This window comes from Streptomyces sp. NPDC044063, from assembly GCF_056434285.1.
On the sequence record NZ_JBWKFM010000001.1, the window covers coordinates 643,743 to 656,893 of the forward strand.

Consider the following 13,151-nt stretch of genomic DNA (forward strand, 5'->3'; position numbering starts at 1 on the left):
GGCGTCCCTCCATCAGCCCGCAAGATCAACTGCACTGGAGGGCTCACCCATGACCGGTACGGCCGCCCGCTATCTCTATCTCACCCGCCACGGCGAGGCATCCCCGGACGAGAGCGAACTGACGGATGCGGGCCGCCGCCAGGCCGCCCTGCTGGGGGAGCGGCTCCGTGGGATTCCGCTGGCGGCGATCCACCACGGACCACTCGCCCGTGCCGAACAGACCGCCCGGCTGGTCGGCGAACAGCTCGACGGCGTCCCCCTTCAGCTCTCCGCTGCGGCCGGCGACTACATCCCGTACCTGCCGGCACGTGAGGAGCTGCCGCCCGAGACGGCTGACGCCATGCTCGGGTTCCTGGACCAGTTCCCGGCCCAGGAGCGCGAGGACGGACCCCGGCTCGCGGCGGCGGCGTTCGCGCAGTTCACCGGACCTGTCCCCGGCGACGAGCCGCGCCACGAACTCGTCGTCACCCACAACTTCCTCGTCGGTTGGCTCGTCCGAGCCGCCCTCGACGCACCGAAGTGGCGCTGGATGGGCATCAACCATGCCAACGCGGCCCTCACCGTCATCCGCTACGCACCCGGCCGCCCCCCGGCGGTCCTCCTGTTCAATGACACCGGCCACCTCCCCGCCGAGCTCCGCTGGACCGGCTTCCCGCAGGAGCTCCACGTCTGAGGCCCGTAGGTGAGATGGGCGTTGATCCATAGGGGGAAGCATCTGATCATGCGGTCAAACGATGGTGAGCTCAAGCGGTCGGCGCATCACCGCTGAACGGCATCTGACCGGAAGCGAGCGCGAAGAGATATCCCGCGGCATCGCTGCCGGAAAATCCGCCCGGCAGTTGGCCAGGCGGATGGGCAGATCGCCTTCGACGGTCTCCCGCGAGATCGCCCGCAACGGCGGCCGGGACCACTACCGTGCCACGTTCGCCGATGCGGCCGCCTACGCGCGTGGGCGCCGGCCCAAGCAGGCCACGGATCGCTGCTGCGGGGCGACGCGGACGCCGCCGCTCTGGTGCAGGTGTCGGCGTATTGCTTTCGGCTGGTCCTGGCAAGATTTCGTAGCCGGAGATCAGCTCGGTGCGCCGGTCGGCCGGTCCGCATAGTGGGCAGCCTTCCGGTGGGCCCTGTTGAACTTGCCCCTGGACCAGCCACGCGAACGTCCGCCCTCCCCACACGAGGCCGCCCGCTGGATCACCACTCAACCGGACCGCCGCAGCCCGCACATCAACCACCGCCTGCCCCCGGCTCCTCGAGCACTGCCCAGAACTCAGGCTCACCCACGAGCTTGTCCGCCGGTTCGCCGCCATGCTCGACCACCGTGATGCCGCGCCCTTGCCGGAGCCCTGCGCGAAGGCCGGCATGCCGTCGCCCAGGGAATCGCCACCTCCTGCAACGCCGGTGTCAACGAAGGCCGCATCACCGACGTCAAACTACAAAAAAAGCCTCATGGCAGGACGCGCCGGCGTCCCACTCCTCCGCCACCGCGTCGTCCGCCACCGCGTCGTCCTGATCGCCCACCCTGATCGCCCACCTCCGCCGTCACTATGCGGACCGCCCGACCGGCGCACCGAGCTCATGAACCGTGCGATCCGGGGGTCCGCGGCGGCTTGAGCCCCGTGGTGGCCTGAGAAGACTCGAATGGTGAGCGGTCAACTATCCCGCTACAAACTGGCCAACCACGGATCCACCCTGCCGGCTGATGTGCGGAGAAGCGAAGACTGCTGGCCATCTATCACTCAACGCCACAGCCGCGACGAGTTGCGGTCGGTCCTCCACGCAGAAGCCGCAGCCGCCCGGGCGGACCCTGTCGGCTTCCTCACGCCGCAGCGCGGTCACCAGCTTGCGGAACCGGCGCGGGCTGAGCCCTGTGAACGTGGTTGTCCAGGACGGTTCCGACGCGGTGATCGCACCAGCCACTGCGGGATCATCTCGCTCGTGACCAGCGGTTGCGTGACAGTTCTCAGCCCATTCCGGTAGCCGTCGAGGCCAGCGAAAGGACCAGGGCTCCGAGTGCGCCCACAGCGCCGTGGAGGCGCAGCCGGCACTGGTCATCGCGTTGGCGGACATGCAGCGCCGTGGCCGCGGCGAAGGCCAGCCCACCGATGATGAACCACGGCCCCCACAGGTAGAGGTACCAACCGGTCAGCGCAGCCAGATCCGGCTCAACAGAGACGGCCCCGGCCTTGACCAGCACGCCGTGGATGACGAAGAGGCCGCCATGCCACGTGAGCAGGGTCGCCGCGCCGCCGCCGCAGAACACTACGAATCGGCTGATCCGCGAGCCCCGCGGTCGCGTCAGGCCGATGCCGACCAGTGCCCCGAAGAGCTTCAGCAAGCCGGTCACCACCAGGACGGCCACGAACCATGGCACGCCGTCGCGAGCGAGTTTCACCAACGACGGCGACACCGTCGACCGCGCGCCGAGCGTACTGCCCGTCGCCCAGACGAAACTGGGTACCGCGAACAGGGCTCCCCAAGCCGCAGCGGCGTATCCAGGCCATTTGTCCAGGCGGAGGCGGATTGTCTGGAGCGGGACGGGAGGCGCGGTGTCGTCCAGGGAATGCATGACTGACATGACTCGATCATGGTCCGCACCGCGACGGCCGTGTGTCATCCGCGCGGAGGATCCGCCTCCCCCATGCGAGCTACAGATCGACCACTTCTGCCTGTTGTGGGGGTGTCTTCGGTGTTGCACGATGCGGTTCCGGATCTTCCGGGCTTCGTTCACCGTGAGGGGAGGAGACCTGGTCTCTCGTCGGCTGCGGATCTCCTTTTCGGAAGCACATCGGAGAACGACGAGGAAAGCAGCGGCGCCCACCTTCGCGGGGCTGCTGACGCCTCAAGCCGTGTCACCCGCCTCCCTTCACAGGGAACCAAGGGCGCGATGACGGGCAGGCCGAAGAGCGTGGTGGGCAGCACGAACGAGTCCCGCCAGCACTACGACCATCGGGTCGAGGGCCGGCAGGAAGACGAGTATTGAGACATCCACCCTGTTGTGTGAAGCGGCGTTTTGTGCCTACTTCCACATGCCCATACGGTCCGATTCATGGAGTGGAATTTTTCGACGGCCGAACAACTCGCTGCTGCCTTGCGTGCCGGTGAAGTGACCTCGGCGGAACTGACCGACGACGCGATCGCCCTTATTGAACGGGACGACGATGCGATCAACGCGATCTGTGTGCCGGACTTCGACCGTGCACGGGCCGCCGCGCACGATGCCGACCAGGCGCGCGCCCGCGGTGAGGACCGGCCCCTGCTGGGCATTCCGGTGACGGTCAAGGAGTCGTTCGACATTGCGGGGCTGCCCACGACCTGGGGTATGCCGCCGCACCGGAACTTCGTGCCGGCCGAGGACGCGGTACAGGTGTCACGGCTCAAGGCCGCCGGCGCGGTGGTGCTCGGCAAGACGAATGTGCCCTTTGGGCTGCAAGACATACAGAGCTTCAACGAGATCTACGGCACCACCAACAACCCGTGGGACCACCGTCGTACGTCGGGCGGATCCTCCGGCGGCTCGGCGGCGGCCCTGGCGTCCGGATTCGGCGCGCTGTCCATCGGCTCCGACCTCGCCGGTTCGTTGCGCACCCCCGCGCATTTCTGCGGCATTTACGCGCACAAGCCGACACTCGGGTTGGCGGCGACCCGCGGCATGGTCCCGCCGCCCGGGCCGGCCCTGCCGGTCGAGCACGACCTCGCCGTCGTCGGTCCGATGGCGCGCACCGCTCGCGACCTCACGCTCCTGCTCGACGTCATGGCCGGCCCGGACCCGCTGACGCTCGGTATGGCGTACCACCTGACGCTGCCGTCCGCGCGTCACGAACGGCTCCGCGACTTCCGGGTACTGGTCCTCGACGAGCATCCGCTCATTCCGACCAGTTCCGCCGTTCGGGCGGGTGTGAACCAAGTGGCCGACGCGCTTGTCGACAGCGGCGCCCGCGTCGAATGGCACAGTCCGCTGCTGCCCGATCTGACCGAAGCCGCGATGCTCTACAGGCAGTTGCTGTTTTCGGGCTCCGTCGCACGATTTCCTGTCGAAGCGTACGAGCAGCTGCGGACCCGCGCCGCCGCACTGAGCGCAGACGACCAGAGTCTCGATGCGGCGCTGCTGCGCGGCATGGTGTCCAGCCACCGCGATTGGATCGAGGCGAACAGCCGTCGTGAGCTCCACCGCCACGGCTGGCGCCGATTCTTCGCCGAGTTCGACGCCGTGGTGTGTCCCATCACGCCCACTCCCGCGTTCCCGCACGATCACAACCCCGATCCGAGGGAACGCCGGATCGACATCGACGGCGCCGAATACCCGTACTTCGACCAGCTCGTCTGGGCCGGTCTGGCCACTATGCCCGGTCTACCCGCCACCGCTGTACCAGCGGGCCGGTCGCCCGAGGGTCTGCCGGTGGGAGTGCAGCTCATCGGGCCGATGTTCGAGGACCGCACCCCGCTGCGGCTGGCCGAACTGCTTGAGCAGAAGATCGGCGGCTTCCAGGCACCGAAGTAGGGCGTACTCCCTGGGTGTCCGTCGAGGGCGAGGTGCGGGTCACGACGAGATCCTCCGAGTGCGCGCAGTCGCTTTTCGGACGCGGGACAGAGCATTCGAAGGACGTCTGACCCCCGCCGGCCATTGACACCTCAACAACCAAGGTCAGTCGTTAAATTGACACACCCGTGCCGAGCGGCACGAGACTTCACGGGTTCGGCTGGGGCGCGGCGTTGTGGTTGAAGGCTCCGTCGGTGAGGACGGGCACCATCGTGCTGGTGTCGAGTTCGCTTGCGATGGCGACGTCGTCGGCGAACCCGCTGCGGGCCAGTTCAATGCCCGAGGAACAGGCAGTCACGGCACTGACGACATCAGGAGTCTGCATAAAGCAGGCCCTTGCGGCAGATGCCTCGGGAGACAGCGGGCCTCCGCCCTGCGACTCCAGTGCGGCGATGATCGCTCCGGCCCCCAACAAGTCCTCCAGCGCCGGCCTCAGGCTTTGGTCCGGCCATCGCTCACCAGCAGCGATCACCACGACGGGACGTTCGGCCCTCCCGTAACCGTGCTGGGCCAGCCATCGCCCGACAGCCGGGGCGTTTCGCAGACAGCCCGCCACCACCGTCGAAACGCCGGCCGCCGCGGTGATGGCGGAACCGTTGGGTGAGGGCAGGACGAGCCGGGGTGTGAAGGGGGCCTGCCGGAGGGCCGCCGGAGACAGCGACCACGGTGAGGCTGGGGTGGCAGCCCGCCGCCCCACGGCCAGCGCCGCCGTCTTGTCCTTGGCAAAGGCGGCCGCCGTCTCATCACGCCAGGCATAGGGAAAGACCTGGGTTCCTGCCTCGACGGCGACGGTCACCGAAGTTGTGAACGACAGTACGTCGACCACCACCAGGCAGGCGGCGTCCGCCGCCATCCGCCGGGCTCCGGTGGGACCCCATTCAAACCGGATGCCGTGCTTCTGCTGCAAGAACCAGTCGCTCATGGCGATCAATTCTGGCACGGTGGATCACCCGGAGGGATGCCCGGCCTGCATCGTTTCTCCAGGTCGGAGCCGCGTGAGCCGACGCTTGCGTATATGCGGGGGCTGCTCGCTCCGCTGGGGCGTAAGGACGGCTGGACGCTTGCAGAGGAGGCCGGGCATGCCGGTCCGGACCGGATGCGCCGGTTGCTGAACTGGACCGACTGGGACGCGGACGAGGTCCTGGACGGTGTGCGGGGCCATGTGATGGAGCATCTCGGTGATCCGGGGGCGGTCCTGATCGTGGACGACATCGGGTTTTTGAAGAAGGGCGATCGTTCGGCCGGGGTCCAGCGTCAGTACTCCGGGACGGCCGGCCGGACGGAGAACTACCAGGCCGGGGCGTTCATCGCGTACGCCATCGACCGCGGCCGCACCCTCATCGACCGCAGGTTGTATCTCCCGGCGTCGTGGACCGGTGATCGCGGACGGTGCAACCAGGCCGGTATCGACGATGAGGTCGGCTTCGCCACCGGGATGGCCATCGCCAAGGCCATGGTCCGCCGGGCGATCGAGGAGAGGATCCCGTTTTGAAGTGGGTGACCGCTGACGCCGCCTACGGCTTCTCCAAGAGCTGGCGCACTGAGCTGGAGCGGGCCGATGTCTTCCATGTCATGGGCATCATGCGGCATGACACGGTCGTGACCCGCTGGGCCGTGGACCATCCCGTTCATCTGTTCCACGGCCTGCCGCGGTAGAAATGGAAGCGACGCTCGTGCGGGACGGGTGCCCACGGACCCCGTGTCTTCGACTGGGCCCGCGTCGAGGTCCGTCCCTGGCACCGGGAGGACCGGCAGCCCTGGGTGATCGCCCGCCGCAGCGTGAGCCGGTCGTACGAGGTCTCCTGCTGTATCGCCTACTCTGCCCCACCCGCACCACCACCCTGGACCAGCTGATCCGCATCACCGGCGCCCGGTGGGCGGGGAACTCGCGGCGGCACCGCTTGTCGTACTGGCCGTGCAGCAGGACGCGGTAGTACAGCTCGGTGTCGTCGGTACGGCCCTGGGATGCTCGCGGAGTTGGTCAAAGACGGGCGGGATCGGCGATGACGTGTCGGCCGGTACGGTTCATTCGCCCGCGGTGTCCTCTGCCTCTGCCTCCCAGCGCAGCAGGTCGCCCGGCTGGCACTTGAGTACCTCGCAGAGCGCGGCGAGCGTCGCGAAGCGCACCGCCTTGGCGCGGCCGTTCTTGAGTACCGCCAGGTTGGCGGGCGTGATCCCTACGCGGTCCGCGAGCTCGCCCACGGACATCTTCCGCCTGGCCGGCATCACGTCGATGTCGATGTCGATGTCGATGTCGACGGCGATCGGCATCAGATCACCTCGTCCAGCCCACCTGGGCCGACGCCTCGATGTCTCGTCATGCGCTCCACGGGAATGGCTTAGAAGTGACCCTTGCCCACCCTTACGCCATCATGGCTTTCTGGAGTCGCCCGGAAACTGTCTGTAGTTGACGGTCGGGTGAATGGTGAAGGGATGGCGATGAGCACTGCCCAGGCAACAGCCACCGGTGACGAGCACTCCGCCCCTCCGATCAGTACAGTCGCAGGAACCGGAGCCGCGGGATCCCAAGGAGACAACGGGCCTGCTGTCTCGGCCCAGTTGAACCGTCCGTACGGGGTCGCGGCGGACAGCGCCGGCAACCTTTACATCTCCGACTACAGTGGCCACCGTGTCCGGAAGGTCGCGACTGACGGGAAGATCAGCACGGTCGCGGGCACCGGAACCGCTGGACCCGGGGGAGACGGTGGACCTGCCGTCTCGGCACAGCTGAACTGCCCGCGTGAGGTGGCGGTGGACAGCGCCGGCAACCTCTACATCGTCGATGCCGGCAACCATCGGGTCCGGAAGGTCGCGGCCGATGGGAAGATCAGTACGGTCGCCGGTAGGGGCGCCGCGAACTTCGGCGGTGACGGTGGGCCCGCCACCGCCGCCTGGCTGAACCTCCCGACGGGGGTGGCGGTGGACAGCGCCGGCAACCTTTACATCTCCGACTACTCCAACAATCGGGTCCGGAAGGTCGCGGTCGACGGGAAGATCAGTACGGTCGCCGGCACGGGCGCCGCGAACTTCGGCGGTGACGGCGGGCCCGCCACCGCCGCCTGGCTGAAAGGCCCGCACGGACTGGCGGTGGACGGCGCGGGCGCCCTCTACATCGCCGACCACGGTAACAATCGGGTCCGGAAGGTCGCGGCCGACGGGAAGATCAGTACGGTCGCCGGCACGGGCGCCGCGAACTCCAGTGGTGACGGTGGCCCAGCAACTTCGGCCCAGCTGAACCCAGTGGGGGTGGTGGTGGACAGCGCCGGCAACCTCTACATCTCCGACTACAGTGGCCACCGGGTCCGGAAGGTCGCGGTCGACGGGAAGATCAGTACGGTCGCCGGCACGGGCGCCGCGAACTTCGGCGGTGACGGTGGCCCGGCTGCTTCCGCCCAGGTGAACTACCCGTTCGGGCTCGCTGTGGACTGCGTCGACACCCTCTATATCGCCGACCATGCCAACAACCGTGTTCGGAAGGTCGCGTCGGCGAGGATGGCCGGGCTGCCCGATTCGGGCACGGTGGTCTCCTGGGCCAACGTCCGGAGCAGGTTGCGGATGGCGGTCGTTCGTGAGTCCACCAAGGACGGGGCCGAGATCCACCAGTCGCTCGCCGTCGCCAGGGATCACCAGCGGTGGCGGCTGGTCGCGGCGGGCCAGGCCAACGGCGATGTCCTGTACAGGATCGAGAACGTGCGCAGCGGCAAGGTCCTGGAAGTCGTCGGAGCGCAGGAGGCCGCCGGGGCGGTGGTCGCACAGCGCGCCTACGAGGGGGTTGACGCGCACCACCAGCACTGGCGGCTGATCCCGGTGGGCTCCGTGACCGACACCCCGCGGGTGTACGAGATCGCGAACCGGAACAGCGGTCTGCTCCTGCGGGTCGACACCAACGCCCGCACGGTGATCAAGCAGCAGCAGGCGGAGGGCGACCACCGGGACCGGCAGTGGCAACTGCTCCCCGTGTGACGCACGAGTGGTCCACGGAAACGCCTTCCCGGGCAATGGAGCCCCGCAACAACTTCGATGTGTCGGAACGCGCGCAGATGCCTGTTTCGTTTTCGCCGGGCGCGGTCCGACCGGATCAGTCAAGGACGGTGAATGCCTTCCAACGCGTACAACCTGGCCCGGACCAAGCGTCAGCCGCTGACGAAGAAGAACCTGCGGGAACTGAAAATCGCGCAGACCTGGCAGTCCATCCTGGACCACCCCAACCTGGTCTACGTCGACGACTACGGCGTGCGGCACAAGCCCGTCGGGTTCTCCGTGAACAAGTCGAGCTTCGGTGATTTTCCCGGCTCCGCGTTCCAACTGGGCTGGCTCGCCTACATGAACCTCGGGGAGCCGCTGATCGAGGAGCGGTGCGACGTCGACCAGCCCCCGCCCGACACGTTCTCCTGCCGCGCCTACGTCAACCGCAGCCAGACGTCCTCGATGACCTTCACCGACTCGGTCGATTTCACCGTGTCGAACGGGGTCACGTGGTCGCTCCAAGGGACGGCCCAGCTCACCTTCGGTGGCAGTGTCAGCGCACAGCTCCAGTTGCAGCTGCAGAACCAGCTCAAGATGGACCTCCAGACACAGCTCCAGACGCAGTGCCAGAACGAGGTGTCGAACAAGAACGCGAACACGGTGACCAACAAGAACAGCAAGGACAACGTCGGGGTCGACAACGCCAACGCCACCGAGACGGCCACGAGGAACGCGGCGACGAACTCCGCCGCGAACTCGGTGACGAACTCGGTCGCCTTCACGACGCAGGGCAGTGCCACCGGCACCGCGACGCTCACCGCCCAGTTGATGCTGGGCATCACGGCGTCCGTCGGCGGCTCCCTGACCACCAGCTGGGCCTCGAAATCGCAGATCTCCGGCCAGGTCCCGCCGGGTTCCCGCGTGGAGACCATCGTCACGCAGCGGCGTTGCTGTAAGCATTACAGGTACGAGATTCCAGTGACTTTCTCCGGGTTTCTCGCGGTGAAGTACGACGTGCCGGTCGCGGTCCTCTCTCCTCCTCAGCCCGGGAACCACCCCGGTCTCGACCAGGTGGTCGCCCGTCCCATCAGCGACATCGATCTGTTCGGCGGCGGCTTCCTGATGCACGGGTGGGCCGAGGTCGTCTCCGCCCTCGACGTGCACCACACGATGTTCGACGGCGAGAGCCTGATCGACAGCGACCGAGCGCTGCACAAGCACCCTTCACCGGATGACGAGGAGTGACGACCATGGTGTTCGACAACGTCTTCGGCTTCGCGAGCAAGGGCGCCGGACTCTTCTCGGTGACCACCGACGGCGCGAAGCCGCAGCCGGGCGCGGGCGTCGACTTCGAGGACGCCGACGACGACACGTACGACGACACGAGCACGAGCCTGTTCAGCAACGCGATCCACGGGGCTTCCTCCCGGGCGAAGGTCGTGCAGGAACAGTCACCCGAAGCGCGCGCCATCCTGGGTTTCCTCGGCTCCTTCATCCAGACAACCCAGGCGTCGGCCGGTGCGCAGGCGCAGTACGCGCAGGACCCCAGCTCGGTGTCCACGGCAGCAGCTGCCGGCATGAAGGAGTCGAGTACGACGGTGAAGAAGACCGACGGCCTGCAAAAGAACGAGGACCTGGAGGACAAGCCGAAGAAGAGCGACTACGCCAAGGCCCCCAAGGCCCCGGAGACCCCCAAGGCGGAGGCCGCCAAGGCTCCCAAGGCGGCCGCCGAGGCCCCACCTCGTTCCAGCTGACGCACGGGTTCCGAGGCGTCGGGGCGAGGCCGCCCCTCATCGCGCTCAATCGAGTCGCCAAGGTCGGTGGCTGCTCAACTCTCCCGATCCAACGGGAGCTTGAGGTGCTTCCGCGTGCCGGAGCACTGCACTGAGCGTCCGGCCCATTGTTCTCCACATCCAGAACAGGTGAGGTTTCCGCGATGTACACCCAAGAACGCACAGCGATGGCGAATCTGGTGGTCGGCGGCCCGGTGGCGGTGAACAGCTACGACAACGCCATCGTGGCAGCGCTGCTCGAGAATCGGCCGGTCATGCTCGTCCACGCCTTCAACGGCGGCTACCTGCGACCCGCCGAACTGAAGGAGGACAGCCACGACAAGGGGGTCAAACTGGCCACCGCGCTCGATCCGGCCACCAAGGAGGCGCAAGGCCACCTCTGGCACATCACCCCCGCAGGATTCTTCGGGCAACGACCGTTGTACTTCATCGAGAGCGCCGCGGGCCAGGTGCCGCCGCCCAAGCCCTCCGGTGCGGGAGGAGCCGACGACGGGCGCGGTGACGACGGCGCGCCGAAGCCGCAGCGCCGGCGCATCACCGTCCACCAGGAGGCCCCCAAGAGCACGGCCGACACCGTCCAGCTCGGCCTCCCCGACAAGGTCGGCGACAAGTGGCGCGGCAAGAACGGCGCACCCGAGGACACCCAGCTCTGGGTCGTCACCGTGACGCCATGGGGCGGGATCACCTTCGTGCCGATCACCCACCCCGACGCCATCCTCGGGTTCAAGGACTACGCGGTGGCGACCGACGCCGAGGCGCGTGTCACCTACAACTGGGGCGGGGACTTCACCGGGACGGTCATCAACACGTTCTACCCACGGCTGCCCAACGAGTGGAGCGTCCCCTACCACCACGTCTTCACGTGATCCGCGGCCACCACCACGCCACACCCGTCCCGAGCCGACGCCCGCACCGTCCGGAAGAGGCACCACGATGCCCGTGCCCATGGAAGAACTGAAGCTGGAGATCGTCAACGCCGCCACGGGGAAAACTCTCGGCGCCAGGGCCGCGCCGAGCACGGACGGGGCGCTCGTCGTCCGCGACTTCCCCGACGGCGGCCCGAGCCCGGAGCAGTGGCAGCTCACCCCCGTGCAGCCCGCGCAGGGCGACCAGGCATATGTGATCCGCAACGCGGTCAGCGGCAAGGTGCTCGATGATCCCGCCGCCTCGGACCGTGGCGTCCGTCAATGGGACGCCGCCGCTGGCAAGAAGGGCCAGCAGTGGCGCGTCGTCCCCGTCGAGGGCGAAGCGGGCCTCTACTTCATCGAGGGCGTGACCGACAGCGCCGTACTCGACCTCGCCGACCCCGGCCCGGACGACACCCGGGTCGTCCTGCGCGAGTACGACGACGGCGCGGAGAGCCAGCGGTGGCGGTTCGTCCCGGCCGAGCCTGAGCGCACCAGCGACCCCGTGCTGCGCTGGGCATCGCTGGACCACTGGAACGGCCGTCGGTCCTGGCGGCTGGCCCGCTCGACCGCACTGCGGCCGGTACCCGGCGCGGCGCCTTCCTTCAGCGACATGCTGCTGGTCCTCGAGCGCTTCGGGAGCGACCAGGACGCCGGCGGATGGAAGATCGCCGGAACCAACCGCTCGTGCAGCGGGCAACCGGGCCGGTGGGCCGGGCTCGGCGAACGGTTCCTCGCCGACGTCACGGGAGCTGGACGGGCGGACATCGTAGGGCTCAAACCCGCGAAAGGGGCTGTGACGTCGTCCAGCCGAGGCGACGGCACGTTCGACGACGACGAGCGCGTCCTGTATCAGCTCGCGCCCTCTCCGAGCCCCGCGGACCTGTGGACTCTCGCGGACACGACGGGCGACGGCAGGCCCGGCGTCGTCGTGCTGGCCGCCGACGGTGTCCGCGTGTCCTTGCAGGACAAGGGCGGGACGTTCGCGCCCGTGGGTAGCGCGCCGGTCCTCAAGGCGTTCGGACACGGACAGCAGGCCGGCGGGTGGCATGCCGACAAGCACCCTCGTTTTCTCGCCGACACCACCGGTGACGGCAGGCTCGACATCGTCGGCTGCCACGACGACGGCGTCTGGGTGTCACTCCAGGACGAGGAAGGGAAGTTCGCACCACTGGCCGACGAACCCGTTCTCCGGGCGTTCGGCCATGACGAGAAGGCGGGTGGGTGGTTTGCCGACAAGCATCCCCGTTTTCTCGTCGACACTACTGGTGACGGCAGGCTCGACATCGTCGGGTGTCACGACGACGGCGTCTGGGTGTCACTCCAGGACGAGGAAGGCACATTCGCCGAGCCCCTGTACGTCCTCGACGACTTCGGGGCCGACCAGGGGTGGACCTCGGTCGAGGAACACCCCCGGTTCCTGGTCAGGACCACCGGTGACGGAGCACTGGACATCGTCGGCTTCGGCCCGCAGGGGGTCGTCGTCTCACGCGGGCGCGGCGACGGCACGTTCGAGGCTTCGAAGCTTCTCCTGAACGACTTCGGGCTCGCCCAGGGGTGGACGAGCAAGAAGCACCTTCGCTTCCTCGCCGACGTCACCGGCGACGGCAACCCCGACATCGTCGGCTTCGGCGACGAAGGGGTCTGGGTGTCGCACAACCGCGGCGACGGCCGGTTCGACCAGGCCCAGTTGGTGTGCCGCGGGTTCGGGTACAACGACGACGCGGGCGCCTGGCGGGTCGACCGTCACCCCCGCTTCCTCGCCGACGTCACCGGTGACGGACGCGTCGACATCGTCGGCTTCGGCGGCCCGGGCGTGTACGTCGCCCGAAACCTCTTCCGCCACTTCAGGACCCGATAGCCCTTGTGTGCGGCGACCGGCGGCCTCGCGTACGATACGCCGACCGTCGCGGGTGATCAGCCCTCGCTAATGTGCCGGGGCCCGGCCGT

11 protein-coding genes and 2 pseudogenes are annotated in these 13,151 nt (G+C 68.0%); 9 read left to right on the plus strand and 4 right to left on the minus strand.

Going from position 1 to position 13,151, the window contains the following annotated elements; all coding sequences use genetic code 11:
• Positions 1 to 49: 49 nt before the first annotated feature.
• Both AC07BS_RS02995 and AC07BS_RS03000 read left to right on the plus strand, forming a co-directional pair.
• Entirely contained in the window at positions 50 to 673 is a 624-nt protein-coding gene (locus AC07BS_RS02995; RefSeq protein WP_478638152.1) for a histidine phosphatase family protein, read from the plus strand.
• Between the two features lie 61 nt (positions 674 to 734).
• Positions 735 to 1,103, plus strand: coding sequence for a helix-turn-helix domain-containing protein (locus AC07BS_RS03000; protein WP_478929731.1), 369 nt, complete (start codon positions 735 to 737; stop codon positions 1,101 to 1,103).
• 643 nt (positions 1,104 to 1,746) lie between these two features.
• Here the strand turns inward: AC07BS_RS03000 and AC07BS_RS03005 are convergent.
• Positions 1,747 to 1,917 (minus strand): annotated as a pseudogene (locus AC07BS_RS03005) (IS5/IS1182 family transposase); the annotation flags it as partial.
• 43 nt (positions 1,918 to 1,960) lie between these two features.
• Positions 1,961 to 2,575, minus strand: a complete 615-nt coding sequence (locus AC07BS_RS03010; RefSeq protein WP_478929732.1) for a DUF3995 domain-containing protein — start codon at positions 2,573 to 2,575, stop codon at positions 1,961 to 1,963.
• Positions 2,576 to 3,046: 471 nt separating this feature from the next.
• Between AC07BS_RS03010 and AC07BS_RS03015 the strand changes: the two genes are divergently transcribed.
• Complete coding sequence (locus AC07BS_RS03015; RefSeq protein WP_478929734.1) at positions 3,047 to 4,498, plus strand: amidase; 1,452 nt, start codon at positions 3,047 to 3,049, stop codon at positions 4,496 to 4,498.
• Positions 4,499 to 4,685: 187 nt separating this feature from the next.
• On the opposite strand, the gene AC07BS_RS03020 is transcribed toward AC07BS_RS03015, so the two are convergent.
• Positions 4,686 to 5,459, minus strand: coding sequence for a 2-phosphosulfolactate phosphatase (locus tag AC07BS_RS03020; protein WP_478929735.1), 774 nt, complete (start codon positions 5,457 to 5,459; stop codon positions 4,686 to 4,688).
• Positions 5,460 to 5,504: 45 nt separating this feature from the next.
• On the opposite strand from AC07BS_RS03020, the pseudogene AC07BS_RS03025 reads away from it, so the two are divergent.
• Positions 5,505 to 6,417 (plus strand): annotated as a pseudogene (locus AC07BS_RS03025) (IS701 family transposase); the annotation flags it as partial.
• Between the two features lie 145 nt (positions 6,418 to 6,562).
• Here the strand turns inward: AC07BS_RS03025 and AC07BS_RS03030 are convergent.
• Positions 6,563 to 6,790, minus strand: coding sequence for a helix-turn-helix domain-containing protein (locus AC07BS_RS03030; RefSeq protein WP_478930059.1), 228 nt, complete (start codon positions 6,788 to 6,790; stop codon positions 6,563 to 6,565).
• Positions 6,791 to 6,976: 186 nt separating this feature from the next.
• On the opposite strand from AC07BS_RS03030, the gene AC07BS_RS03035 reads away from it, so the two are divergent.
• The 5 genes from AC07BS_RS03035 (at position 6,977) to AC07BS_RS03055 (ending at position 13,062) form a co-directional block, all read left to right on the plus strand.
• On the plus strand, positions 6,977 to 8,500 hold the full coding sequence (locus AC07BS_RS03035) for an NHL domain-containing protein (RefSeq protein WP_478929737.1): 1,524 nt from the start codon (positions 6,977 to 6,979) through the stop codon (positions 8,498 to 8,500).
• Between the two features lie 132 nt (positions 8,501 to 8,632).
• Positions 8,633 to 9,748, plus strand: a complete 1,116-nt coding sequence (locus AC07BS_RS03040) for a hypothetical protein (RefSeq protein ID WP_478929738.1) — start codon at positions 8,633 to 8,635, stop codon at positions 9,746 to 9,748.
• A 5-nt stretch (positions 9,749 to 9,753) separates the two neighbouring features.
• Complete coding sequence (locus AC07BS_RS03045; RefSeq protein ID WP_478929740.1) at positions 9,754 to 10,257, plus strand: hypothetical protein; 504 nt, start codon at positions 9,754 to 9,756, stop codon at positions 10,255 to 10,257.
• Positions 10,258 to 10,439: 182 nt separating this feature from the next.
• Positions 10,440 to 11,162: a hypothetical protein gene (locus AC07BS_RS03050; protein ID WP_478929742.1), complete on the plus strand. Its 723-nt coding sequence runs from the start codon at positions 10,440 to 10,442 to the stop codon at positions 11,160 to 11,162.
• A 67-nt stretch (positions 11,163 to 11,229) separates the two neighbouring features.
• Positions 11,230 to 13,062 (plus strand): FG-GAP-like repeat-containing protein, encoded by a 1,833-nt coding sequence (locus AC07BS_RS03055; RefSeq protein ID WP_478929744.1) that lies wholly within the window; start codon positions 11,230 to 11,232, stop codon positions 13,060 to 13,062.
• The last annotated feature ends 89 nt before the right edge of the window (positions 13,063 to 13,151 follow it).